This is a genomic window from Rhizohabitans arisaemae, assembly GCF_025996515.1.
Classification (GTDB): domain Bacteria; phylum Actinomycetota; class Actinomycetes; order Streptosporangiales; family Streptosporangiaceae; genus Rhizohabitans; species Rhizohabitans arisaemae.
Window position 1 is genome coordinate 87,130 of the sequence record NZ_BLRH01000009.1, and the last position, 24,837, is coordinate 111,966.

Annotated in this window: 23 protein-coding genes; 8 read left to right on the top strand and 15 right to left on the bottom strand. The window is 68.6% G+C overall.

What is annotated here, in order from left to right:
- Positions 1-70 precede the first annotated feature (70 nt).
- Genes RUR_RS01480 through RUR_RS01495 form a run of 4 tightly spaced genes read right to left on the bottom strand, consistent with a single transcriptional unit; the run spans position 71 to position 4,009 of the window.
- Positions 71-1,060: a serine hydrolase domain-containing protein gene (locus RUR_RS01480; RefSeq protein WP_283133000.1), complete on the bottom strand. Its 990-nt coding sequence runs from the start codon at positions 1,058-1,060 to the stop codon at positions 71-73.
- Positions 1,057-1,875 carry a carbohydrate ABC transporter permease gene (locus tag RUR_RS01485; RefSeq protein ID WP_283133001.1) on the bottom strand — a complete coding sequence of 273 codons (819 nt, stop codon included), beginning with the start codon at positions 1,873-1,875 and terminating at the stop codon, positions 1,057-1,059. The genes RUR_RS01480 and RUR_RS01485 overlap by 4 nt, the downstream gene beginning before the upstream one ends.
- The gene (locus tag RUR_RS01490; RefSeq protein ID WP_283133002.1) at positions 1,872-2,726 is read right to left on the bottom strand and encodes a carbohydrate ABC transporter permease; all 855 of its coding nucleotides are present in this window, start codon (positions 2,724-2,726) and stop codon (positions 1,872-1,874) included. The genes RUR_RS01485 and RUR_RS01490 overlap by 4 nt, the downstream gene beginning before the upstream one ends.
- Positions 2,720-4,009 carry an ABC transporter substrate-binding protein gene (locus tag RUR_RS01495; RefSeq protein WP_283133003.1) on the bottom strand — a complete coding sequence of 430 codons (1,290 nt, stop codon included), beginning with the start codon at positions 4,007-4,009 and terminating at the stop codon, positions 2,720-2,722. Before RUR_RS01495 ends, RUR_RS01490 begins: the two co-directional genes overlap by 7 nt.
- 167 nt (positions 4,010-4,176) lie before the next feature.
- On the opposite strand from RUR_RS01495, the gene RUR_RS01500 reads away from it, so the two are divergent.
- The 5 genes from RUR_RS01500 (at position 4,177) to RUR_RS01520 (ending at position 9,693) form a co-directional block, all read left to right on the top strand.
- The gene (locus RUR_RS01500; protein ID WP_283133004.1) at positions 4,177-5,187 is read left to right on the top strand and encodes a LacI family DNA-binding transcriptional regulator; all 1,011 of its coding nucleotides are present in this window, start codon (positions 4,177-4,179) and stop codon (positions 5,185-5,187) included.
- A gap of 116 nt (positions 5,188-5,303) precedes the next feature.
- A complete protein-coding gene (locus RUR_RS01505; RefSeq protein WP_283133005.1) occupies positions 5,304-6,887 on the top strand; it encodes a zinc-binding metallopeptidase family protein in 1,584 nt (527 codons plus the stop codon).
- A 91-nt stretch (positions 6,888-6,978) separates the two neighbouring features.
- Positions 6,979-7,836: a poly(ethylene terephthalate) hydrolase family protein gene (locus tag RUR_RS01510; protein WP_283133006.1), complete on the top strand. Its 858-nt coding sequence runs from the start codon at positions 6,979-6,981 to the stop codon at positions 7,834-7,836.
- 27 nt (positions 7,837-7,863) lie between these two features.
- Positions 7,864-8,064 carry a hypothetical protein gene (locus tag RUR_RS01515; RefSeq protein WP_283133007.1) on the top strand — a complete coding sequence of 67 codons (201 nt, stop codon included), beginning with the start codon at positions 7,864-7,866 and terminating at the stop codon, positions 8,062-8,064.
- Between the two features lie 33 nt (positions 8,065-8,097).
- Entirely contained in the window at positions 8,098-9,693 is a 1,596-nt protein-coding gene (locus RUR_RS01520) for an AMP-binding protein (protein WP_283133008.1), read from the top strand.
- A 49-nt stretch (positions 9,694-9,742) separates the two neighbouring features.
- Here the strand turns inward: RUR_RS01520 and RUR_RS01525 are convergent, their stop codons facing one another.
- Together RUR_RS01525 and RUR_RS01530 are read right to left on the bottom strand one after the other, a co-directional pair.
- Entirely contained in the window at positions 9,743-10,096 is a 354-nt protein-coding gene (locus RUR_RS01525; protein ID WP_283133009.1) for a GRAM domain-containing protein, read from the bottom strand.
- Between the two features lie 289 nt (positions 10,097-10,385).
- A complete protein-coding gene (locus RUR_RS01530) occupies positions 10,386-11,063 on the bottom strand; it encodes a GAP family protein (RefSeq protein ID WP_283133010.1) in 678 nt (225 codons plus the stop codon).
- Between the two features lie 404 nt (positions 11,064-11,467).
- Here RUR_RS01530 and RUR_RS01535 point away from each other — a divergent pair, with 404 nt between their 5' ends.
- On the top strand, positions 11,468-12,589 hold the full coding sequence (locus RUR_RS01535) for a catalase family protein (RefSeq protein WP_283133011.1): 1,122 nt from the start codon (positions 11,468-11,470) through the stop codon (positions 12,587-12,589).
- A gap of 230 nt (positions 12,590-12,819) precedes the next feature.
- Here the strand turns inward: RUR_RS01535 and RUR_RS01540 are convergent, their stop codons facing one another.
- The 3 genes from RUR_RS01540 to RUR_RS01550 form a co-directional block, all read right to left on the bottom strand.
- Positions 12,820-14,202, bottom strand: a complete 1,383-nt coding sequence (locus RUR_RS01540; RefSeq protein ID WP_283133012.1) for a Dyp-type peroxidase — start codon at positions 14,200-14,202, stop codon at positions 12,820-12,822.
- A gap of 138 nt (positions 14,203-14,340) precedes the next feature.
- The gene (locus tag RUR_RS01545) at positions 14,341-14,931 is read right to left on the bottom strand and encodes a hypothetical protein (protein WP_283133013.1); all 591 of its coding nucleotides are present in this window, start codon (positions 14,929-14,931) and stop codon (positions 14,341-14,343) included.
- Between the two features lie 341 nt (positions 14,932-15,272).
- Positions 15,273-15,869 (bottom strand): permease-like cell division protein FtsX, encoded by a 597-nt coding sequence (locus RUR_RS01550; protein ID WP_283133014.1) that lies wholly within the window; start codon positions 15,867-15,869, stop codon positions 15,273-15,275.
- Positions 15,870-16,020: 151 nt separating this feature from the next.
- Here RUR_RS01550 and RUR_RS01555 point away from each other — a divergent pair, with 151 nt between their 5' ends.
- Positions 16,021-16,386 carry a hypothetical protein gene (locus RUR_RS01555; protein WP_283133015.1) on the top strand — a complete coding sequence of 122 codons (366 nt, stop codon included), beginning with the start codon at positions 16,021-16,023 and terminating at the stop codon, positions 16,384-16,386.
- A 184-nt stretch (positions 16,387-16,570) separates the two neighbouring features.
- A complete protein-coding gene (locus RUR_RS01560) occupies positions 16,571-17,095 on the top strand; it encodes a signal peptidase II (RefSeq protein ID WP_283133016.1) in 525 nt (174 codons plus the stop codon).
- A gap of 17 nt (positions 17,096-17,112) precedes the next feature.
- Here the strand turns inward: RUR_RS01560 and RUR_RS01565 are convergent, their stop codons facing one another.
- The 6 genes from RUR_RS01565 to RUR_RS01590 all read right to left on the bottom strand — a co-directional run bounded on the left by RUR_RS01565 (position 17,113) and on the right by RUR_RS01590 (position 24,830).
- Entirely contained in the window at positions 17,113-17,670 is a 558-nt protein-coding gene (locus RUR_RS01565; protein WP_283133017.1) for an HIT family protein, read from the bottom strand.
- 126 nt (positions 17,671-17,796) lie between these two features.
- Entirely contained in the window at positions 17,797-19,779 is a 1,983-nt protein-coding gene (thrS, locus tag RUR_RS01570) for a threonine--tRNA ligase (protein WP_283133018.1), read from the bottom strand.
- Between the two features lie 2,315 nt (positions 19,780-22,094).
- Positions 22,095-22,301 (bottom strand): hypothetical protein, encoded by a 207-nt coding sequence (locus RUR_RS01575; RefSeq protein WP_283133019.1) that lies wholly within the window; start codon positions 22,299-22,301, stop codon positions 22,095-22,097.
- Between the two features lie 60 nt (positions 22,302-22,361).
- Positions 22,362-22,781 carry a hypothetical protein gene (locus RUR_RS01580; protein WP_283133020.1) on the bottom strand — a complete coding sequence of 140 codons (420 nt, stop codon included), beginning with the start codon at positions 22,779-22,781 and terminating at the stop codon, positions 22,362-22,364.
- Entirely contained in the window at positions 22,723-23,370 is a 648-nt protein-coding gene (locus RUR_RS01585; RefSeq protein ID WP_283133021.1) for a glycoside hydrolase family 25 protein, read from the bottom strand. Before RUR_RS01585 ends, RUR_RS01580 begins: the two co-directional genes overlap by 59 nt.
- A gap of 269 nt (positions 23,371-23,639) precedes the next feature.
- On the bottom strand, positions 23,640-24,830 hold the full coding sequence (locus tag RUR_RS01590; RefSeq protein ID WP_283133022.1) for a GNAT family N-acetyltransferase: 1,191 nt from the start codon (positions 24,828-24,830) through the stop codon (positions 23,640-23,642).
- Positions 24,831-24,837: the final 7 nt, after the last annotated feature.

Genomic DNA, 24,837 nt, shown 5'->3' on the forward strand with positions numbered 1-24,837 from the left:
GGCGGGGCCGAACGGATGAACGGCGCCTGCGCGCCTGAGACCTGCACTCCGAGGACCCCCGAATCCCGGTTCACGCATCTAGCCCGGTGGTGAAGGCGTTGTGCAGGCCGTCGACGTCGACGCCGGACAGGTGCGGCGCCATCACGTTGATCAGCAGCACGAAGCACGCGTCCTGCTCCGGGTACATCCACCACTGGCAGCCCGAGGCGCCGCCGTGCCCGTACAGCCGCCGGTCGAGCAGCCCGGGAGCCGAGTGGCGCAGGTTCCAGGTGAGGCCCCAGTCCTGTCCGGCGTTGACCGGGTCGGGCTGCAGTTTGACCAGGCCCGTCGTCTGCGGGGTCGTCATGGCGGAAAGGGTGGTCGGGTGGATCAGCCTGCGGTCGCCGCGCAGCAGCGCCCCGCCCAGCGCCAGGAGGTCCTCGGCGCGGGAGAACAGCGCCCCCGCCGGGTGGCGGAGCCGTACGAACGCGTCGAAGTCGAAGCCCGCACCGAGCAGGTCGAGGCCGTGGACCTCGGCCGCGTCGCACGCCGGGTCGAACGTGATCCGCCCGCCGCCGGGCACCAGCGTGTTCAGGTCGGAGTCGATCACGTCGGCCACGTCGCGGCCCGTGACGTCGCGGATCATCTCGGCGATCCCGGCGAAGGCCAGGTTGGAGTAGTGGCTGAGCGTGCCCGCCTCGAACAGCGAGGGCGCGGTGACGAGGTGTTCCACCAGGTCGTCGGGCGTGAGCGTCTGCTCGGCGATGCCGCCGGTGTGGGTGAGCAGGTGCCAGAGCGTTACGTCGGGCCGCGCGAAGGCCGGCAGGACGTCCCGCAGCGGGCGGCGCAGCGACAGCAGCCCGCGCTCGACCTGGCGCAGGGCGAGCAGCCCCATGAGCGGCTTGGTCACCGAGAACAGCGCGAAGTGGTCCTCGGTCCTGGTCCCGCGGCCGTCGTGCTCGCCGAACGCCTCCAGCACCTGGATCCCGTCGGAGGTGGCGGCGCCGAACACCGCGCAGGGCAGCCGCCCCTCCTTGATCTCGCGCCGGACCCAGTCGAGCGCGATGTCGTGAGTGGTCATCCTTTGAGGGCACCTTCCGTAAGGCCGGCCAGGACGCGCTTCTGCGCGACGACGTACACCGCCACGAGCGGCAGCGTGGTGAGCAGGACGTGGGCGAAGACGAGGTTCCAGTTCAGGCTCTGCAGGGTGCCGGAGGCGAACTGGAACAGGCTCAGCGGCAGCGTGGCGTTCGCGCTGCCCTGGAGCAGGAAGAGGGCGAAGAAGAAGTCGTTCCAGACGTTGATGATCAGGATCACGCCGCCGACGAACAGCACCGGCCGCAGCAGGGGCAGCAGGATGCGGACGAAGATCTGCAGGCGGGAGGCGCCGTCGATGGCGGCGGCGTCCTCCAGGTCGCGGGGGAACGCCCGGAAGAACCCGGTCGCCAGGAAGATCACGATGCCCAGGCGGCAGCCGGTCATCGTCAGCACGTAGCCGAGCGAGCCGCCGTCCAGCGACAGGGCGCGCAGCAGGTAGACGGTCGGGATGATCGACGGCGGCAGCAGGATCGACAGCCCCATCGTGAAGTAGGCCGCCTGCAGCCACCGCGACCGGCTGCGCCCGAACGCCCACGCCGCAGCCGCGCCGAGGAGCACCACGGCCACCATGATCGGCACGGTCACCTTGAGGCTGTTGAGCAGCCCGGTCAGGTAGCCGCCCCGGTCGAACACGATGCCGTAGTTCTCGGCGATCGCCCACGTCCTGGGCAGGCCGAGGCCCAGTTCGGCGGCCTCGCCCGCGGGTTTGAACGAGTTGACGACCACGAGCCAGATAGGCACGAGCACCCACGGGATCGCGAAGAGCGTCAGCGCGGTGTACTTGAGGACCGCCCTCATCCCGCCACCTCCCTGCGCCGCAGCCACCACACGAGGGGCACGGCGGTGGCGATCACCAGCAGGGTCACGGTGAACCCCAGCGCGCTGGCGGAGCCGAAGAAGCCCTGCCCCCACTGCTGGCGCATCACCACGTTCAGGGCCCGCGTGTGGTCGCCGGGCCCGCCGCCGGTGGTGGCGGCGATCACGTCGTACGCGCTGAGCGCGCCCACCAGCGTGACCGCCACGTTGAAGGTCAGCGCCGGGGCGAGCATCGGGAACACCACCCGCCGGAACCGGGTCCACGGCCCGGCCCCGTCGACGGTCGCCGACTCCAGCAGCGACTTCGGGATGGAGTTGAGGCCCGCGATGTAGACGAGGGTGATCAGCCCGCTCCACTTCCACGCGTCGATGAACGCGACCACCACCAGCGCGGTGGACGGTTCGCCCAGCCACGCCCACTCGATGCCGAGGGAGGTGTTGACCGCCCCGTCGGGGGCGAGCAGCCCACGCCAGATGTATCCGGCGGCCAGCGGCGAGATGAGCGTGGGCAGGAAGAACGCCGAGCGGAAGACGGTGTTGATCCGGCTGGTCCGCTGGAGGGCGAGGGCCAGCGAGAGGCTGACCGTGTTCTGGATCGCCATGCACAGGATCGCGTACAGCACGGTCACGGTGACCGCGTTGGCCAGCAGGTCCTGGTCGATCAGCGTGCGGAAGTTCTCCAGCCCGTTCCAGGTGATCTCGGCCCGGAAGCTCGTCCAGGAGGAGAACGCGAACCGGACGTTGAGCAGGAACGGGGCGACGAAGAAGACCGCGACCAGCACGATCGCGGGCAGGGCCCACAGCAGCCACGCCGCCCTGTTCCGTATCACCATCCGGGCAGCCCTGCCGCCTTGGCCGCCTGCTCGACCTGGGCCTGCAGCTGGGTCGCCGCCTTCTGCGGGTCCTTCTGCCCGGCGATCAGCTCGGACATGAGCTGGGCCAGCCCGCCCATGCCGGGGATGTCGGAGTTGAAGGCGATGACCGCGCCGGTGTCGTACGCCTTCTTGACGTCCTGCAGCACGGACGGGACGCCCTGCGGGTCGGGCACGTCCGTAAGCACGGGGAAGGTCTTGGACGCGGTGATGTAATCGGCGTAGGCCGGGCCGGTCATGAAGCGCACGAAGTCGAGCGACGCCTTCTCCCGTGCCGCGTCACCGGTCTTGGGCAGGTAGAACGTGCCGATCGGGCCGGGTGCGTAGGTCACGAGCGGCTTGTCGCTCGACAGGCCGACGAAGCCGACGGACTCGTCGACGGTCTTCTGGTCGCCGCCCGCGGCCGCCAGGAGTGCCGGGAGCATGTCGGAGTGCTGGGCGACCATGGCGGCCTTGCCGGTCACGAGGGCCTTCATGGAGTCCTCGAACTTGGCGGTGACGATGTCCTTGTTGAAGCAGCCGTCGGACTTCAGCTTGGCGTAGGCGGTCAGGCCGGCGACGAAGGGCGAGCCCGCGTCGGCCAGCGTGGCGCCGCGGCCCGCGATGGCCTTGCCGTACGCGTTGGACTGGTTGGCGCCCGCCAGGTAGAGGATGGGGAGGATCTGCACCGGCCAGATCGACCCGCCCGACTCGAAGACCGGCGTGACCCCGGCGGCCTTGAGCCCCGGGCAGGCCGCGGCGAGCTCGGCGAAGTTGGTGGGCGGGGTCAGGCCGGCCGCGGTGAAGACCTTCTTGTTGTAGTAGACGCCGAAGACCTGGGGGAAGCCGGTGATGGCGGCGTAAACCTTGCCGTTGACGGCCCCGGCGGCCTGGTAGAGGTCGCCGGACCTGGCGATGTACGCCTCGCCGGTCAGGTCGCGCAGGTTCTCGGCCGGGTTGAGGGCGAGCAGGCCGCTCACCGTCGCGTGGTACTCCAGGATGTCCGGGCGCTCGCCGGTGGCCCACTTGGTCTGGGTGGTGTCCTCGAAGCCGTCGGACGGGATCGCCACAAGCTCGATCTTGTGGCCGGACTGCTTCTCGAACTTCTTGTACATCTCCAGCAGCGGCGCCGGATCCGCGCTGTTGTGCCAGAGGGTCAGCTTCACCTGACCGGTCCCCTCCGGGGCGGACGACCCGCAGCCGGTGAGGGACAGGGCGAGGACGGCGCCGATCGCCGCGCCGAGCAGACGAGATGGTGCTCTCACGCCCATGCTCCTGTTCACGTTAGGGAGAACTTTGTAGAACGTTCTCCATTGTTAGGCCACGAGATATTCGCCCGTCAAGAGGTAGACCTGAGTGGTGTTGGCGAGCTAGCCTCACCTTTCAGAAAAGTGTGTAGTTCGTTCTACGAAGACTCCATGAAGGACTGCATGTGACGAGCGGACGGGTGACGATCGCCGATGTGGCCAGGCGAGCCGGGGTTTCCACGGCCGCCGTGTCCAAGGTGGTGCGCGGGGCCTACGGCGTGAGTGCGGAGATGCAGACCAAGGTTACGCAGGCCATCGACGAGCTGGGCTACCGCCCCCACGCCGCGGCCCGCGCCCTGCGTGGGCGCACCTACACCCTCGGCGTCATGCTCTCGGACACCCGCAACCCGTTCTTCCCCGACATCATCGAGGGCGTCACCGGCCGGCTGGGCGACACCGAGTACCAGGTGCTGCTCGGACCCGGCGGGATCGAGCCCAAGACGCAGGCCAGGATGACCGACGCCATGATCGACCGGAGCATGGACGGGCTCATCCTGATCTCGCCGGTCATGACGGACGCCGAACTCGCCGCCATCGCGGCGGCCGTCCCGGTCGTCGTGGTGGGCAGGCACGGCGGCGCCGCGGCCTACGACGCGGTCGTCGACGACGACGTGATGGGGGCAAGGCTCGTGGTCGACCACCTGGTCGGGCTCGGGCACACCCGGATCGCGCACATCACCCACCTGGAGCGGGCCCGCGCCCAGGGCCTGCCGCACATGGTGCGCGCCGAAGGCTACCGTCAGGCGATGCGCGCCCACGGCCTCGCCGACGACGTGCTGGCCACCTCCTTCACCGAGGAGGGCGGCTTCGAGGGCGCGCGGGAACTGCTCGCGCGCGACGACCGCCCCACCGCGATCTTCGCCGGGGCCGACATCGCGGCGCTCGGCGTGCTGCGCGCCGCCGACGAGGCGGGCCTGTCGGTGCCGGAGGATCTCTCCGTCGCCGGATACGACAACATCGGCATCGCCTCGCTCAAGCGCATCTCACTCACCAGCGTCGACCAGGACGGGCACGTGATCGGGGCGACCGCCGCCCGCCTGCTCGTCGAACGCATCGAGGGACGCACGCGTTCGGTGACGTCGTCGGTGTCGCCCACGCTGATCGTCCGCGGAACCACAGGACCGCCTCGCCGCTGAGAACCGACCGCTCGTCGGCGGCCCCGCTGGGCCGCCGACGCCTCTGAGAAACCAACCGCACGTCGGGGGATTGTCGCGGGCCACGGATTAAAACGATTCAATGGAAGGACCCCCACGTGAGACGACTCGCTCTCCTCGCCCTTCTCCTCCCACTGATGGTCGCGCCCACACAATCGGCGGCCGCCCAGGCCGCCACTCTGAACTGCCCGGTCAGGGTCGACCCCGCCGCGTTCGCCTCCGAAGCCCGCCTGGGCACCCTGGCCGAGCAGCAGGAGGCGTTCGGCCCCAGGCCGACCGGTTCCCCCGCGCACGCCGACTACATCGACTGGCTGGAGGCCGAGATGGCGGCCATCCCCGGCCTCCAGTTCTCCTCCCTCCCCTACGCCATCGACCGCTGGGACAGCCTCGGCACCGGTCTGACCGTCGGCGGTACGGCCGTACCGGTCGCGGCCCCCGTACCGTTCTCCTCCTCCACCGGCGCGGGCGGCGTCTCGGCGCCGCTCGTCCACCTGGCCGCGGGGACGAACATCACCGCGGCCAACGCCGCCGGGAAGATCGTCGTCCGGGACCTGCCGTGGACCAACGTGCCCAACCTGCTCTTCTATCCGCCCACCCTCGGCTACTCCATGTACGACCCCGGCCTCACGATCAACCTGCTCGGCTCGGAGTCGATGGAGGCCCCGGCCGCGACCGACGCCGACCTCAAGGCGGCCGCCGCCGCGGGCGCGGTGGGCGTGATCGAGGTCAGCCAGCTCCCGCACGCCCAGATCCAGGGCATGTACGCGCCCTACGAGGGCCTGCCGTACGGCGTGCCGGGCGCGTACGTCGGCGCCGACCAGGGCAAGCAGATCAAGGACGCGCTGGCCGCCGGGCAGCAGGTCCAGGCCACGCTGACCGTGAACGCCGCCTGGACGCCGACCACGACCCGCACCCTGCTCGCGACGCTTCCCGGCGGGAGCGCCCAGAAGATCGTCGTGGAGAGCCACACCGACGGCATGAGCCCGGTGTGGGACAACGGCCCGCTCACCATGATCGAGATGGCCCGCTACCTGTCGTCGCTGCCGGTGGAGTGCCGTCCGCGCACCGTGCAGTTCGCGTTCGTGACCGGCCACCTCTACCAGCACCTGACCGGCCCCGACGTCCGCGAGGGCGGCGCGGGTCAGCTCGCCGCCCAGCTCGACGCCGAGTACGACCAGGGCGGGGTCTCCTCCGTCGTCGTGGTCGAGCACCTCGGCGCCAAGCGCTACGACGCGGTCGCCAGGCCGAACGGCCTGCCGGGCAAGCAGCTCGTCGCCAACCCCACCCTCACCGAACTGCTGATGGTCCCCGTCAGTGAGAGCACGCCGCTGCGCGAACTGGTCAAGGGCCACATCCAGTACTGGGACGTACGGCGCACCGCGATCCTCAAGGGCCTGTCGGCGGCCGACCTCGCCACGGTGCCGCGCCACTGCAGCTTCGGTGGGGAGGGCACGCCGTACAACCAGCACCTGCTGCCCGTCATCTCGCCCATCGCCGCGCCCAAGACGCTGTTCTCGCCGCAGTTCGGCGCCGAGGCGATCGACCTGCCGATGATGCGCAAGGCGTCGCTCGCCTTCACCGACGTCGTGCTCGACCTCGGCCCGATGGCCCAGTCGGCCGTCGCGGGCGACGTGACCGCCATGCGCCAGCAGCGCACCTCCGGCACGCCGGGGTGTGCGTGAGCGTCGGCACACCGTCGGGCCGCAGATCTCACCGATCGCACTTCCCGCTCTTGGAAGACGTTCACGTCTCCCCACAACCCACGAGGTGACCATGGAGAACTTCACCCGCCGGCAGGCGTTGCGGGCAGGGGCGCTCGGCCTCATGTCGGCCGGATTCCTGTCGTGGACCACCGAGGCAGGCGCCGCCTCCACCATCGAGACGATCTACAAGGCGGCGGGTCCGTGGCCGGTCGCCACCGGCACCTCGGGCGGCCACCGGCTCTACTACCCCGCGACCCTGGGCTCGGGCGGCGTCACCCACCCGATCGTCACCTGGGGCAACGGCTCGTGGGCCACCCCCGACAACTATCCGGGGCTGCTCAACCACCTCGCCTCGTGGGGCTTCGCGGTGGTCGCCTCCACCGACACGACCACGGGCACCGGCGCCGAGATCCTCGCCGCCGCCCAACACCTCGTCAGCCTCGACACCGACCCTGCAAGCGTCTTCCACGGCAAGCTGAACACCACCCAGGTGGCCGCCGTCGGCCATTCCCAGGGCGCGGGCGGGTCCGTCAACGCGGCCAACGACTCCGCCGGGCTGATCAAGACCGTGGTGCCGATCGCCGTGCCCGCGCCGTGGATGGCGAGCCCGGGAGACGAGTTCTCCGTCGCCGACCTGACCTGCCCGGCGCTCTTCCTCAGCGGCGCGAACGACTGGCTGATCTCCTCGGCCGCGACCCTGCAGGGCTACTACGACCAGGCCGGCGCCGGAGCGGGCAAGGCGCTGCTCAAAGGCGCGGGGCACAACGACATCCAGAACACCGGCGGGGCCTTCCTCGGCTATGTGACCGCCTGGCTGAGGTACCGCCTCCAAGGCGACACCCAGGCCCGCGGGGCGTTCGCCGGCGGCACCCCCGAACTCCCCACCAACACCGCCTGGCAGAACCAGGCCCTCAAGAACCTCACCTAGGAACCACGAAGGCGGATCCGACGCGGCGTGGATCCCTCACCGCCGGCGCTCGACGAGACGAGCGGCTGGGCCAACCTGGTCGCCACCGAGCAGGGGAACGCCATGACCCGGCTGAGGAGCGACCCGACCAGGTCCCCCTTGGCCGGGCCGTCCCCCGAGCCACTCGTCGCCGGACAGCCGCCCCCGGCCGTACCGGCGATCCCGGCCGGCCACCCGGGCACACCATGATCTTCAATGAACGCACCGACCGGAGGTTGTGACATGCAGTCCTACTCGAGCGGGGTGGCGGCGACCCCGCTGCTGGGCGAGACCATCGGCGACAACTTCGAGCGGACCGTACGGCGCTTCGGCGACCGCGAGGCGCTCGTCGACGTACCCTCCGGCCGTCGCTGGACCTACGCCGAGCTCGACGCCGACGTGAACCGGCTGGCCCTCGCGCTCCTCGCCTCCGGCATCGCCAAGGGCGACCGGGTCGGCATCTGGGCGCCCAACTGCGCCGAATGGATGATCGTCCAGTACGCCACCGCGAAGATCGGCGCGATCCTGGTCAACGTCAACCCCGCCTACCGCGCCCACGAGCTCGACTACGTCGTCCGGCAGTCGGGCCTGCGCCTGCTCATCAGCGCGCTCACGCACAAAGGCAGCGACTACCGGGCGATGGTCGAGGAGATCGGGTTCGCCGACGTCGTCTACCTCGGCGACCCCGGCTGGGACCGGCTGCTGGCGCTGGCCGCCCCTAAGGAACGGCTGCGCGAGCGCATGGCGTCGCTGAGCGCCGACGACGCGATCAACATCCAGTACACCTCCGGCACGACCGGCTTCCCCAAGGGCGCCACGCTCTCGCACCACAACATCCTCAACAACGGGTTCTTCGTCGGCGAGCTCATCCACTACGACGAGCACGACCGGGTGTGCCTGCCGGTGCCCTTCTACCACTGCTTCGGCATGGTGATGGGCAACCTCGGCGCCACCTCCCACGGCGCGTGCGTGGTCATCCCCGCGCCCGGCTTCGACCCCGAGGCGACGCTGCGGGCCGTACAGCAGGAACGATGCACCTCCCTGTACGGCGTGCCGACCATGTTCATCGCCGAGCTCGCCCTCGCGGGGCGGTACGACCTGTCCAGCCTGCGCACCGGCATCATGGCGGGGTCGCCCTGCCCGGTCGAGGTGATGAAACGCGTCGTCACCGAGATGAACATGGCCGAGGTCGCCATCTGCTACGGCATGACCGAGACCTCACCCGTCTCCACCATGACCAGGTCAGACGACGGCCTGGAGCGCCGCACCGAGACCGTCGGCCAGGTGATGCCGCACGTCGAGGTCAAGATCACGCACCCGGAGACCGGGCTGACCGTGCCGCGCGGCGAGCCCGGCGAGCTGTGCACGCGCGGCTACTCGGTGATGCTCGGCTACTGGAACGAGCCGGAGCGCACGGCCGAGGCCGTCGACGCCGCCCGCTGGATGCACACCGGCGACCTGGCCACCATGGACGCCGACGGCTACGTCAACGTGGTCGGCCGGATCAAGGACATGGTCATCAGGGGAGGCGAGAACGTCTATCCGCGCGAGGTCGAGGAGTTCCTCCACCGCCACCCCGACATCGCCGACGTGCAGGTGATCGGCGTGCCCGACGAGAAGTACGGCGAGGAGCTCATGGCCTGGATCGTCATCCGCCCGGGCGGCACACCCCTGACCGCCGAGGCGGTCAGGGAATTCTGCGCCGGCAAGCTCGCCCACTACAAGATCCCGCGCTACGTCCACATCGTCGACGGGTTCCCGATGACGGTCACCGGCAAGATCCGCAAGGTCGAGATGCGCGAGGAGGCCGTACGCCTGCTCGGGCTCGACCAGGTATGAAGATCTGGATCTCCACCCGAGGCGGGGCGTACCTGTTGCCGAGTACGCGTCAGGCTTTCGCCTGCATGATGGTCGTCATCCACTCGCGACGCTTGCTCACGACGAAGCGGATCCGTTCGCCGCTCCCCAGCGTGACCTCCATGCCGTTCGGCACGATGCCGAGTGTGTTGACGGGCGCGACCGAGGCGATCTCCTCCAGTGGCCATGTCCCGACACCCGTTTGATTGTTGAAGGAGTGTGAACGGAAGACCAGCCATCTGCTGGTGAGCCAGAGCCTGCCGCCCACGGCTTCTTTCCCGCGCCACAGATTCGCGTTGCCCTTGCGGAGCAACGTTTCGCCGGGCAACGCGACAATCTCCGTGTTTCGGAACACCTCATCTAATTCGGGTTCATGCACGGTCATATACCGCCTATCACCGCATGCCGGGGGTCAACGTTCAGCGGGGGGAGAGCATCCGCTGCGGCGGTCGCCATTCCCTGCCCACAGTTCGAGTCTATTGACGATCAAGCGATCCGCGCGGCACCGCACGGTTTCCAGACCTGCCACCCGGAGGCGAGACGCCGGGTGGCGAAACTCTCCGGGATCCCGCGCGGCAGGGTATCGCGCAGCCACTTGACCGGCACCATCTGGTGGGCGGCGCGGCAGGGCTTGGACGCAGACCGTCCGGCACCGTCAGGGGTCGCCGTCGGTTTCAGGAGATGAGGATGCCGATGCCGTCCCCGAGCAGTTTCAGGCCGAGGACGAAGAACAGTACCGCCATCACGGCGACGTTGTGCTGTGCCGCCCAGTCTTTCCATCCGCCGAGCACGCTCTTGGCCCGATCGCCCAGGAACAGGAAGACCGCGAGTGGGGCCAGGATCCCGAGAGAGCCGATGATCACGAAAACGCCCAGGGACACGATCTGTTGTCCGGTCGCAAGCCCGGACGAGCTGATCGAGGCGGCGGCGGCGAGGGTCAACGGCGCGTTCTTGAGGTTCGCCGCCGACAGGGCCAGCCCGAGCCCGACGACCTTGACCGGGCTGAAGCGGTCGATCGCGGCCATCCACTTCGGCAGCTCCGCCTGCGAGGCACCGGTGGGACGGTGCCGCCACTGCCGGAGACCGAACAGGACGAGCAGAACGCCCAGGACCAGCTTGAGCACTCCCACCCAGGTGGCCGGCTGATGGTGGGCCGAGGAACCTCCCGCTCCCCCGATCGCCAGCATCACGCCGCCCAGCGCCGACAGTCCTACCACCCAGCCGAGGGTGAACAGCGGCCCGTTCAGACGTCCTTGCGGTGTGGCCAGAAGGAGGATGATCGCGACGATCGGGAGCGGACTGACCGCGACGCCGGCGGCCAGACCCAGAATGTCTCCGAGAGCTTCACCCATGACTGTCTCCATGTGCCGGTCGGGATGACCTGGTCGGTACGGCGCCGCGGACCTGACCCGCTGAGCTCTCCAGCGCGCGCCGTACGGTTGACCAGGGCGTCCTTGGAGCCCTTCTCGCCAATCGTCTCACCCGGCGTGTCGCGCCCCGGGCGGTGCCCGATCCGGCGCGAATCGTTGAGTCAAGCGCGAATGGGTGGCGGCGGGGTAGGGCATGAATGAGCGATCTTTTGGTGATCCTCTGACAATTTGACCGCCAAATGGCTGTCTTCGAGCCCGCTTTCGGCTCATCCGCCTGCCTACGCTGAGCCGTGACCTGGGACTACATGTGATCCTGCCGCCCCTGGGTCTGAGCTGACATTGCTGTCCCGCAGCCGCGCGGCAGGCGAGCGGAGATGATCGAGCGCATGCCATCGCGATTCACCCCCTACACACCGGATGTCGAAGCCGCTTCTCCGCGATTCGACGAGATGCTGCCGACGGTGATCGCCAAGACCGAGCGGTTCATCGCCGAATCGGTTGACACCGAGGGCACCGGCCTGGCGGTCCGTGACGCGCACGCCAAGGGGTACGGGGTCGTCAGGGGCGAAGTCGAGATCCTCGACGGGCTTCCCGCCGAGTACGCGCAAGGCATCTACGCCACGCCGGGACGGCATGACGCGCTCGTGCGCTTCTCCAACGGTTCGCCGCACGCGGGCGCCGATGCGCGGCTCGGCCGCGCGACCGGGCTGGCGTTGAAGATGTTCGGCATCGGTGGCCCGACCCTGCTGGAGGACGAGCCCGACACCGATACCTTCGACTACGCCCTCATCAACGCGCCGGTCTTCTTCTGCAACACCGTGGAGCACTACCTGTTCATCCAGGAGCTGTTCCTGGACGCGCCGAAGTACTTCGCTCAGGGCGCGCCCGGGCGGCATCGCTTCTACCGCGAATTCGTGACCGGCAAGGGGAGCCTGGACCCTGACGAGTGGGCGTGGGAGGAGTTCCTGGCCTTCCTCGCGGTGGCGCAGCGGCCGTTGGTGAATGTTCTGCTGTCGACCTACTGGACGATGGGCGCGGTACGGCACGGCGACTACATCGCCAAGGTGCGCGTCGCGCCCGACCCCGCCTGCGCCGCCGCGGTGGTCCGTCGCGCCATCGATGTGACATCGGCGGACGAGGTCTTCCGGCCGGCCTTGGTGGCCGAGATGCGGGACCGGCCTTACGCGTTCGACGTCCAGGTCCAGCTCTGCACCGACCTGGAGCGCATGCCGGTGGAGGACCTCACCGTCGAGTGGCCCGAGCGGCTGTCCCCCTTCGTCACGGTCGCCAAGCTGCACCTGCCGCAGCAGGACCTCTCAGATGAGGGAACCCTCACGAAGATGGACGCACTCTCCTTCACCCCGTGGCGGGTCACGGCCGAACACGCCCCGCTTGGCGAGATCATGCGGGCACGCAAGGAGGTCTACCGTCGCTCCTCCCTCCAGCGTCACCGGCTCAACCGTCAACAGCGCCGGGAGCCACGAAGCGCAGATGAGGTATTGCCGTGATGTCTTCACCGGACGACATCAGAGCACCGTACTGAGACAGCGCTCCGGCCCCACGTGGGCGCATGCTTCCCGCTGCGCATCGACGATCCGGCAGACGGTCGCCCGATACCTGCCCGCCTGGCCTCCGGAGCCAGGCGTGGCATCTCGCGTGTCGGGGATGAACCGTGCCGCCATGACGTCGGTCTCTTCTCGGAGATCGAGGTGGTGATCTCAGGGAGTTGAACAGGCCCTCAGTCCTCCGGTTCGGAAAGCCAGCGCAGGGCGCGTAGACCGGGCAGGAAACAGTACTCACCGCCTCGGGTGACCACGAAGCTGGGCAGGTTCCGCAAGCGGCGCCGGATCGGCTTCTCCGGGATGGTGATGCTGCCGGTTCCGCCGTGATGCCCGGCTACCGGGTCCTTTTCGCCGGGAAAGCCGATGAAGTTGCCGTCGTTGATCCACTCGGCCTTGATGAATTCAAACTGCCGTTCTAGATGGGCTCCGATGAAGACCCCGACCAGGCCCCGGTCGGCGCCGTCGTCTTCCAGCACGCCCTCGGGCAGCGGCGGACCGTAGCTGGTGCCGCGGCGGATGAGGCGGTGCATCCGTGCGTCGCCGATGATGTCGGCGTCGCGGGGGTTGGTACGCCGGATGTGCGCGCCGGCGGGGCACCGGAAGCCGCGATCGTCGTTCTCCCGGTACAGGAAGTCGTTGTTGCGGTGTGGATCGGCGCCCAGTGCCGCGTCGTCGTGCTCCGGGGACAGCGTCAACGGCGCCCCGCTGGGCCAGCGTCCGACCATCTTCGCCGCCAGGAGCGCCTCTTCCTGCGCGCTGGAGGTATTCGCGCGCAGGAACCGGCGCCAGGCCGCCACCTTGGTGTGAAGCTTGCGCACGGCAATGTAGGTCCCGTTGCGCCCCAGCACGTCGGGGCTGGGCATCGGCGGCAGACCGCCGGTTTCATCGGGGTAGCCGAGGATGAACTCGCCGGCCTTGAGAGGGGCTTCCCGTGGGTTGGAGCCGGGCAGCCCGAGACCCTCGATGTTCGGATGGCTGATGCCGTCGCGGAAGCCGAAGGTGGTGCGCCCGGTCGGGAGCTGGCGGACCTCCTGCTGCCAGATCACCTGGACCCCAGGCGTGTCCCGGCAGGCGGCGCGGGCCCGCTCCAAGGCCTTGTCCAGTCGCGCCTCATCGGGCGAGAGTGCACTCAACGCGATATGCACATCGGCCGTTCCGAACGGTGGTTCCCAGTTGGCCGGAGCACTCTCACCCACGTCACCGATCAGGTCCGCACGCGCTGCCATGCCCTGGCGAAAAGGTTGCGGAAAGCTGTCCAGCGACTCCTGCGGGACACCTAGGGCCCGCAGTCCCCGATAGGTGAACGCCACCGCCACCCATGCATCCCGGCTCGGGTCCACGCTGGAGAAACCGCCCTCGATCGCCGGGAGCAGCCGTCGCAGCAGCGAACGCCCGGCATGGCGGTCATCGACACGCAGGAAGACGAACCTTCCCACGTACGGCGCAGGCCGTGGATGCAATGCCCCGCTCTGGATGTCGTCGATCTCAATGCGCGCACCGGCTCCGCCCGCGCTTGCCGTCGCGTTCATGATCGCTTGTGCCTCCGCATCGGTCTTCACCTGGACAACCCCGCGGCGACCCGCTCGCGGTCCGCTACGCGCCGAGCTCACCGCTGCGGCATCGTGCGCTCTGGCGCTGCCCGTTTCGCCCCCCGCCGCGACGTTGGTTCGGCCCTTGGGGGTTGGTTGTCCTCAGGGTTAGCCTGCGGCTTCCTCCATCAGTTTCTGGAAGGCCGGCGTGGCCAGCAACTCGGCGTTCGCCGGGTCGTCCAGTGCCGCCCGGAACTCGGGGGTGTCCAGCACTGCCTGGAATGCCTCGTTCACGCGTTGGTCCTTCCAGATCCGCTGAACGGTCAGATCGGGATAGGAACTGACGAAGACCCCCGCGGGTGCCTGCCGGGCGACGAACCAGTCCTTCACCCCCGGATCGGCGACGCCAGGGAACCCTTCGGTGTGCGAGAAGACCTTGTCGAAGCGGGCCCCAACCGCCGTCTTGCCGAAGTCGTCGATGTAGGTGTCCCAGGAGCCGTCGAAGACGCTGGCGAACATGTGCCGGGTGTCGTTGTCGAATATCACGTGGCGTGCGTCGTGCAGGGTGCCGATCTGGCGCAGCGCCGCACGGGCTTCCGCGTCGGCCGACCCGTCGGCGAGCTCGGCGAGATCCTCACGCAGCGCATCCGCATGACCCGGCTTGATCTTGGTAAATACGGTGAACTCGCTGCACACCCCATCCTTCATGCCCGGGCGCTCGGGCTGAGCCGATGGGGTTGCGTCTGGTGTCGCAGCCATAGTGAACCTCTCCTGCCACGGATCCGTCCGACGGTCGCCAGGCGCTCAGAGATGAGGCGCCATCGCTCTCATCTCCCCATTCTGACCACACAGAACCCAACGTCCGACCAGCACCGGCCACAGTCTCGGCCCGCATCGGACCGACAGGGTCAATCGAGGGCATAGGTCCGCCGGCGACTTCCGCCGCACGCGATCAACCTCACCGGATCGGCCTTCCCCGCCCTGTTCGAGCGGGCAGCCGACCTCTGCCTCAATACCGGCGCCATCCCACCCCTCCCCACGAACCCGCCGCCACCTGGCGGAAGGAAGGAACCCGTGATTTAGCGGTGACGCAGTGAAGATCAGATAGCTCCCGAGCAGAAGATGGTCAGAATGCAGTGGCGTCCGATGACATTGGCCACACCCGGCATAGCATCGGCGATTCGTGCGACCATCCGGTACTCCGCACCGGGTTTCAGGTACACCTGGAATGACTCCGGCATATCTTCCAGTCGGAAGGGCCGAACGTCGAACCCGTCCCGCGCAAGACTTTCAAACGCTTGGTGCGCATCCCGGAAGACGACCTCTTCCACTTGCGGCAACGCGAGAAGGGCTAGCCTCAACCTCTCCCGCTGTTCAGTGGTGATGACTTTTCCCTTGCATTGGGGATATAGCGTTCCCTTCCTGCAGTGGTACACCGCAATCCGCCGATAGTCGGATCGACTCTCTTTCGCCGTTGTGGTTGACGTGACGAGGGTCGGGATCTGCGCAATCCGCTTCACGGCGGGCGCCGGTCGCCCGGCGAACCAGATAACTGTGCTCGCGACGAGAACCGCGACAGCCGTCGCAACGAGACCTGTGACAACAAGGGTCCGCTTCCGGGTCGGTCCGGTGGCGGACGACTCAACCGGAGGGGCCGGTTGTGAATTCTCGGGAGGTTCGCCCACGTCTTCCCCCACACAAGGGACTCTGGGTGATCTTTACCGAGAGAGTAGGCCCGACGGCATACGACCGGCATCGGGTTTTCCGATCCTGCCGCCTACACCCCGGAGCCGGAGGGTCCCCGCCGGAGACTGTGCTCTGACAGATCATGGCCGGTACGGTGCGGCTATGGCTGATTTCGAGGCGTGGGCGCGGTTGTCACTGTGGAAGCAGGCGGATCTTCTGGTGAGCACCGCCGAGATTGTGATCGATCGTCCTGCCGGTTCGGCTCATCCCAAGGTGAGGAATTTCGTTTATCCAATTGACTACGGCTTCTTGAGGGACACGCAAGGAGGTGACGGTGAGGGGATCGATGTATGGGTCGGGTCGGCCGCCGCCCCATCCGTCTCCGCCGTGGCGTGCACCGTAGATCTGGTGAAACGGAACTCCGAGGTCAAGTTCCTGTGGCGATGCTCGCCGCAAGAGATCGCGATGGTGGAGCGCTTCTACGAGCCGCAGCCTCAAGCCGCTGTGGTGATCCGGCGACCGGACTGAGCGCGTGAAGAAGATCCGCTTGGTTTGGGCCTGAGGGGCGCGGCACTGCGGGGATCCGGTAGCGTCGGAAGGGTTCCGGGGGTGCGTCGCCACGGTGGAGACGCTTCCCGATCGTCCGTGAGAAGGCCGGAGGGATCGTCGTGCTGTACCGGGTCGCCGTACACGCCTGCGGGCTGGTCACGGCATGAGCGCGACCGAGGCGAGGGCGGGTACGGCTGTGCGGCGGCGGGTCACGCTGTTCGGGACGGCTGCGGTGCTGGCCGCGGTGCTGATGGCGGCCAAGTTCGCCGCGGACCGCTTTCTGGCGGACGGGCGGACGGTCGACCTGGTGTTGATCCAGCTCCGGCTGACCTTCAATTCGGGGGTGTCGTTCAGCCTCGGCTCCGACCTGCCGGGCTGGATCGTGCTCGCCGTACCGTCGCTGATCACCATCGGCATCTCGGTCTACGGCTGGAGGCAGGCCCCCTCCATCGGAGGGATCCACCTGGGCGCGGTGACGGCCGTGCTGGCCGGGGCGCTCGCCAACGTGCTGGACCGGGCCGGCGACGGGCTGGTCACCGACTATCTGCACACCGGCTGGTTCCCGACCTTCAACCTGCCTGACAGTCTCATCGTGTGCGGGGCGATCGTTCTGGTGCTCGCCACCTGGCGGGAGGACGCCGCCGCGCAAAAGACCAAGAGGGCCGCCGAACCGGACTCCGCTTCCTGACGGTCACGCCTCGGAGATCACTCGGAGGACGGCCAGGCCTCGGCGAGCAGTGCCCGGGTCTCCCTGAGCAGTTCGGGCAGGACCCTGGTCTGGCCGACGACCGGCATGAAGTTGGTGTCGCCGCCCCAGCGGGGGACGACGTGCTGGTGAAGATGGGCGGCGATGCCGGCTCCGGCGACCATGCCGAGGTTCATCCCGACGTTGAAGCCTTGGGCGCCGGAGACCTTGCGTAGCGCGGTCAGCGCCTGCTGAGTGAAGCTCGCCAGCTCCACGGTCTCCCGTTCGTCCAGCGCGGCGTAGTCGGCGACATGGCGATACGGGCAAACCATCAGATGCCCGGAGTTGTACGGGTAAAGGTTGAGAACGGCGTAGACGACGGAGCCGCGGGCCACGATCAGGCCGTCCTCGTCGCTCATCCCGGGGATCACGCAGAACGGGCAGCCGTCCCCCGCGTCCGACCCGGTCGGCTTGTTCTCACCTTTGATGTAGGCCATGCGGTGCGGGGTCCAGAGCCGCCGGAAATTGTCGGGGACCCCCGCGCCTGCCTGCTCCACCCGTGATTCCGGCTCCTCCATACAAGGCAGCATAGGGGGCGACCGATGCCCGCCGCCCCACCGGCCTCCGCGCGAGCCGGAGATCACGCCTTCAGGCCGTACCGGACTCAAGGGAAACCGGGGCCACCGGAGTGGCCCCGGGAAGGGTCAGCTCTGGGAGCCGCCGACGACCTGGAGCCTGCGCTCGACGGCGTCCACGATCTCGGCGATGGCGCTCTCCACCGGCACGCCGTTCTTCTGCTCCCCGGAACGGTAGCGGAACGAGACGGCGCCCTGCGCCACATCGTCGTCCCCGGCCAGGAGCATGAACGGGATCTTCGCCCGCTGCGCGTTGCGGATCTTCTTCTGCATCCGGTCGTCGGCGGTGTCCACGTCCATCCGGATGCCGCGCTCCCGCAGCCGCTTGGCGACGTCCTCCAGGTACGGCGCGTGCGTGTCCGCGATCGGGATCCCGACCACCTGCACCGGGGCAAGCCAGGCGGGCAGCGCGCCCGCGTAGTGCTCCAGCAGGATCGCGAAGAACCGCTCCACCGAGCCGAAGAGCGCCCGATGGATCATGTACGGCCTGCGGCGGGAACCGTCGGCGGCCTGGTACTCGATGTCGAACCGGACCGGGAGCTGCAGGTCCACCTGGAGCGTGGAGAGCTGCCAGCGCCGGCCGATGGCGTCCTTGATGTGCACGTCGATCTTGGGGGCGTAGAAGGCGCCCTCGCCCTCGGCCACCACGTACGGCAGCCCGGACTGCTCCAGTGCGATCCGCAGGGCCTCGGTCGCCTCGTCCCACTCCGCGGGCTCGCCCACGAACTTCTCCGGCCGGGTGGCCAGCTCGGCCTCGAACTCGGTGAGCCCGAAGTCGCGCAGCAGGCCGATGACGAAGTTCAGCAGCGAGGAGAGCTCCTCGACCAGCTGCTCCGGCGTGCAGAAGATGTGCGAGTCGTCCTGGGTGAAACCGCGCGCCCGGGTCATCCCGTGCAGCACGCCCGACTTCTCGAACCGGTAGACGGTGCCGAGCTCGAACATCCGCAGCGGCAGCTCACGGTAGGACTTGCCCCGCGCCTTGTAGATCATGATGTGGAACGGGCAGTTCATCGGCTTGGGGTAGTACGCCGCGCCCTCCAGCTCCATCGGAGGGTACATGCCGTCCGCGTACCACCCCAGGTGGCCGGAGGTCTCGAACAGCGTCGACTTGGCGATGTGCGGGGTGACGACGAACTCGTACCCCGACTCCTCGTGCCGCTTGCGGGAGTACTCCTCCATGATCCGCCGGACCAGGGCCCCCTTGGGGTGCCAGACCGCCAGGCCGCCGCCGATCTCCGGCGGGAAGCTGAACAGGTCCAGCTCGGCGCCGAGCTTGCGGTGGTCCCGCTTCTCGGCCTCCTCCAGCATGGTCAGGTACTCGTCCTGCCGCTCCCGGGACTCCCACGCGGTGCCGTAGATCCGCTGGAGCTGCGGGTTCTTCTCACTCCCCCGCCAGTAGGCGCCGCCGGTGCGCATCAGCTTGAACGCCGGGATGTTCCTGGTGGTGGGGACGTGCGGCCCGCGGCACAGGTCCTTCCAGCACAGATCCCCGGTCTTGGGGTCCAGGTTGTCGTAGATCGTCAGCTCGCCGGAGCCGACCTCCACGCTGGAGCCGTCGTCCGCCGAGGCCCCGCCCTTGAGGCCGATGAGTTCGAGTTTGTACGGCTCCGCGGCGAGCTCCGCGCGTGCCTCGTCGTCGGAGACCACCCGCCGGGAGAACCGCTGCCCCTGCTTGACGATCTCCCGCATCCGCTTCTCGATCCGCTTGAGATCGTCGGGGGTGAACGGGGCGTCGGTGTCGAAGTCGTAGTAGAAGCCGTTCTCCACCGGCGGGCCGATGCCCAGCTTGGCGTGCGGGAACAGCTCCTGCACGGCTTGGGCCATGACGTGCGCGGTGGAGTGGCGCACGATCCCCCGTCCGTCGGCGCTCGCGATGTCGACGGGTTCGACGACGTCGCCCTCGGCCAGGGCCGCGGCCAGATCCCGCAGCTCCCCGTTGACCCGGGCGGCGACGGCCTTCGGCGAGTCGATCAGCTCGCCCGCCGTCGTCCCCGCCGCCACCGCACGCTCGGCTCCTTCGAGGGTGACGCGTAGTTCGGCAACGGCAGACACGGATACTCCTGAATGGTGTGGATGCGAGGCCGGCGGTCACGCGAACGCCGACAATGAGTCCAGACACCGATGCTACCGGCAAGGTCACCGCTTCTCGGCCCAATGGCCCCACCCCACCCGCGACGCCCTACCCGCCCGCCTGCGGAGTCCCGGCCGGGCCGCACGGCTTCCAGCCGCTTCCGCGGCAGGCGGCCAGGTCACGTCCCAAGATGAGGTGGGATTTGCGAAGGCCGGTGTTCAAGACCGTCTCGTGAGATGAGCCGTCCTGCCGGGCCGGGTTCACCCATCCGCGACGATCGCCCGCCGTCGGCTCGAATCCCATCGCGGGAAGGGGGCACCGTCGGCGGTTGCGCCCCTGCGACGGGGTCGGACCACCGATCCGGGCCAGGTTAACGAGCAGACCGGCTACCGCCGCCGTTCGGTACGGGCCCGTACCCCCACTCGGTACGGGCCCGCGAGGCTCCGTCGATCGGACCGCCGTGTTTTCCGGGCGTGCCCCTCGTTTCTCCGGGCGTGCCTCTCGTGTCCGCCGGTCACGTGCCGGCGGGAACCCGGACACCACCGGGCCACCCGACCGGTCTGTCGCCAACCCGATGCCCTGATCGGAGAATCGGTCATGACAGACCGATGTCCCGAGGTCTTTCAGCGGTAGAGAACAGGGCCGCCGGACGATCCGGCGGGGAACCGCGGGACCACGTTCGGGTGATTTTACGCAGGCAGCTTCTCCAAGCCACCGCCCATAGTGCCGCTCTCCATACACTGCGCTTCCGACCCGCGTCGGTCGCCGGCCCACCTGATCTCACCGTACACCCGGTACACGGGGCCGTTGATAATAATGTTCTTGCAGTCAAGGTAGGCGCGGTAGCTGTCCGGACCGTTTCCGTCGCACCAACCCCAATACGACTTGACGAAAGGTTGGTAATCGAGGTATCCGCGACATGGCCCGTACCAGGCGGCCGCAGGAGTGGCGGTGACCACAACGGGCCCGACCGCCAGAACGAATCCAGCCCCGACCATTACGGCCGCGCGGCGCAGTTTCCGAAAACTCATGAAATTCCCTTTCCCTTCCTCTCTGTTGTGCGGATGCAGCTAAGATCACCGAATCATTACCGCACGGTGATCCGCATTCTTGCTGGACGACTCATTTCATGGAAAGTGCGACAAGAACCACCGCACCGAGTCGCGAAGGCTCTACGCAGGAAGCTTCTCCAGGCCACCACCGATGACGGCAGTGCCCACCTGGCACCTCGCCGTCGATCCGCGTCGGTCGCCGGCCCACCTGATCACGCCGAAATCTCGGTAACTGGACTTGGTGGAAACCCTCAAGCAATCGACGTAGGCGCGGTAGCTGTCCGGACCGTTTCCATCACACCAGCCCCAATAGGCCGTGGGGATGGGGTGCGCATCGTAGCCTCCGTAGCATGCCCCGTACCAGGCGGCCGCGGGAGTTGCGGTGGCCACGACAGGCCCGACCGCCAGGACGAATCCGGCCCCGAACATCGCAGCCGCGCGGCACAGCCTTCGAAAATTCATTAAACTCCCATCTTTTGCATTGCAATCTGCGATCCGAGTTCTTTTGCATTGCAATCTTTGGGACAAGTCAAGATCCCTGCCGACTCACCATCCACTTCTTTGTCGGACGACTCATTTCGCGAAATCATAATCGAGCCATCGGCTATGGGAAAGCCTTTCTCGCGAAAACGAAAACTTGATGATGAGCTTTCCGAACCACATGGCCGAGAGTGTCTTTCTCAAATCAGCCGTAAAATCCAGTGGCTCAGCCACCGGCTCGGCGCACCGAAAGCTCGGTGCTCGGCCGCCGTACCGGATATTCCAAGATCCGGCACCGGGGCGATCCCTCGGGCTGTGACCAGGGGTGGGCCTCCGCACCCGCCGCCGCGGATTCCATCGGCCCACCATGACGGCCGACCCCGTCGCCGGCCGCCCACCCATCGTTCCCACGGTTCCGAAATGGGTTCTGCCGTGCCGACGGCAGCCGGACCTCCCGGGAAGTCCCATCTCAGCGATGACCAGGGACCTCACGGACGGGTCAACCTGGATCCGGCCACGCGCACCGGAACGTACGGGCTCTGCGAGGCCAGGCGACAGCCCGTACCGAACCGTCCCGAATCCTGCCGTCGCACGTACCGGAGATCTTGGGAACGGGCAGGGCGATGGCCCCGCGGGCCATGAAGCGGGGCCGGGGATCGGCCGATCCGTGGCGGCCGTACCCGATCTTCCCGGGGGGTCGCCCGGCATACGGCGATCGCGTATGCCGGACGGCCTCCGTGATCGGGTCGGGGGCGCCGCGGCGGTCAGTCCTCCGCGGCGGCCGTCAGGGGGATGCCGCGCTCCAGCAACGCCGCGCGGAGCGCGTTCTCCGCGGCGTCGGCCGCGGCCCTGGCGAAAACGGCGTGGGTGTGCGCGCGGTTCATCTCGCCCAGGCCGATGCAGTCGAACGCGACCTGCGCGTCGTGACTCGCGAGCCGGAGCTGCCGCGCGGCCTCATCCAAGTCAACCATGGGCGTTCCTTTCCGGGGGGTTGAACCTCTCTCCCCCAAGGGTTTCCCGGAATGCGCGTCTCACACTGCCAGTCTGAACTGACTCTCGGTCACGGTGATCGGATAGTCGTTCTCGTTGCTGACCCGGAACCGGACCCGGTACCTGGTGTCGAGCTGGTCGAAGGTGTACAGCGACACCGTCATCGGGCCGCCGTCGCCGATCCGGTCCTCGCGGTGGATCTCCGGGCCTTCCGCGCCGCTCGCGTCGTCGATCCGGATGAAGTGCAGGACGACGACGTCGCCCTCCTTCAGGCCCTGGATCCCGGCGCGCGCCCACAGGTGGTAGTCGCGCTTGGTCTTGGGCGTGATCGAGGAGCCGTTGGGGGCGTGCAGGTTCTCCGGGTCGAGGATCTCCACCCGGTACTCGATCGCCTCGGCGCCTTTACCCGCGACGACCTGGGTCTCCCCCGGCGACATCCCGAGTACGCAGATCCGCTTCACAGTCTCCTCCTTGATAGCCGAACTCGGCCAGTGCCCGTCTGGTCCCCGCGTACACGTTGCGGTTGACCGGGACGGACGTGTATTGGTGGACGGCCCACTCCCGCCAGGGTGCGGGAACCTCGGGACGTCCGGGCGGTCCGAGGTGGGCCGCGATCCACAGCGGATACCCCTCAAGCCCGGCGCAGTTTCCGCCGTGGGCGAGCCAGGAGTGGGTGTAGACGAAGGGCGGAACCCGCAGTTCGGTACGGATCCGGGCGCACCACCGCCGGGCGAACTCGGCGACCTCGTGGGGTGGGCGCCCGTCGAGGACGGTGAGGTCGAGCGCCAGCAGGTCGCCGCGTTCCGGGCGCACCGTCCGGAGGAAGTTCGCCACGTCGCCGTCGGCGTCCCCGCCGGGTCTGGCCACGTGGTAGGCGCCGCGCACCAGGCCACGCTCGGCCGCGAGCCGCCAGTGCCGCACGAAGCGGGGATCTGTACGCTTTGCCCCTTCTGTCGCCTTCACGAAGACGAAGTCGACCCGCTCACCGGCTCGCCGGACGGCCCATTCGTCCGTCTCCTCGCGAGCCGAAACGTCGATGCCATGCAGCATGGGGTGTGCGAAGTCTCTTCTCGGGGGTGGAAACCGGCGGCTTATGATCCGCACTAAACCCAGATTCTACGCACAGAACCCCTTGTTCCATTGGGCTCCCGGTCTATCCGGCCCGCCGTCGGCGCGGCCGGCGCGCCCCGCGAAGATCGTGTACGGCGACCTCGACCACGCGGGACTCCGGCTGGTCACCTGCGGCGCCTTTCACCGCGCCACCGGTCACCGCCGGAGCAACGTGATCGTCTACGCGGGGCTCGCCCGACCGCCGGCCGTCAGAACTCGTCGGCGGAGAACGGGGCGAGCTCGGTGCGCAGGGCCGCGTCCAGCCGTACCGCCGCGCCGGGGGTGTACTCGGTCGCGAGGCCGGCCCGTACCAGCCTGGCCACACCGGCGTCCCCCAGGTAGACCGAGGCCAGGTCGCGGACGTGCAGGGCGAGGTCGGCCTCCTCCTCCGACCGGCGGCACGTCACGCCTCCCTCGGTGACGGTCAGGCGCCATCGGCCGTGGTTGGCGGGGATCCGGTCGTCGGCGACGTCCAGGACCAGGTCGACCGGCTCGGCCCAGCCACGTCCCGCAAGCGCCGCCGGCAGGTCCACCAGGCGGAGCCAGAGCGCGGCCCAGCGGCGGGTCACCGTGACCCGGTCGACGTCGGCGACGAGGGTGGGCAGCAGGTCGTCCACCGGCCGGGCGAGGCTGCGTACCTTGCCGGTGAGGTCGATGGAGCACAGGTACCGCCAGAGCGCCGCCTCCGTCGCCGTGTCGTCCGCCTCCAGCTCGACCAGGTGGACCTCGGTGTCGTCGTCGACCCGCTTCGTGCGGTAGACCGCGTACCCGGAGTCCCCGATCACCACCACCCGCGGCTCCGAGAGGTCCTCGTCCTCCTCGTCCTGCTTCGTCAGGACAACGTGCTCCCACCACCCCTCGTCCCGGCCGAACTGCCCCGGCCTGCGGGCGCACGCCCGCTGATAGATCGGCGCGAGCACTTTGGGCGCCTCGGTCGTCGGGACCAGCCGCGGCCGCCGGGGATCGGGCTCGATCCGCAGGTCGATCGGCCGATCGGAGGAGACCTCCAGGTGCAGCGCGTGGTTGGCCGGGCCGAACCCGTACCGTCCGTAGATCAACCCCTCGGAGACGTACAGCGCCGCGAGCGGGGCTCGGGTGTCCGTCCAGAGCCTGCCGAGCATGGCGGTGAGCACCCCGGTCCGCCGATGGGTGGGCATGACCGCGACCCAGGTGACCCCGGCGCACGGCAGGGAGCCGCCGGGAACCGAGATCTCCATCGGGATGGCGACCGCCAGCCCCACCAGCACGCCCTCGTCGTAGGCGCCGATCCGATGCGACCGCCGGAGCAGCCACTCGAACCGCTCCCGCGCCTCCTCCTCGCTCCGCTCGTGGAACGCCAGGTCGCTCAGATCGAGGGCTTCGGGGATGCCGGACTCGGAAACTTCTCGTACGGTGAACACAAGGTCC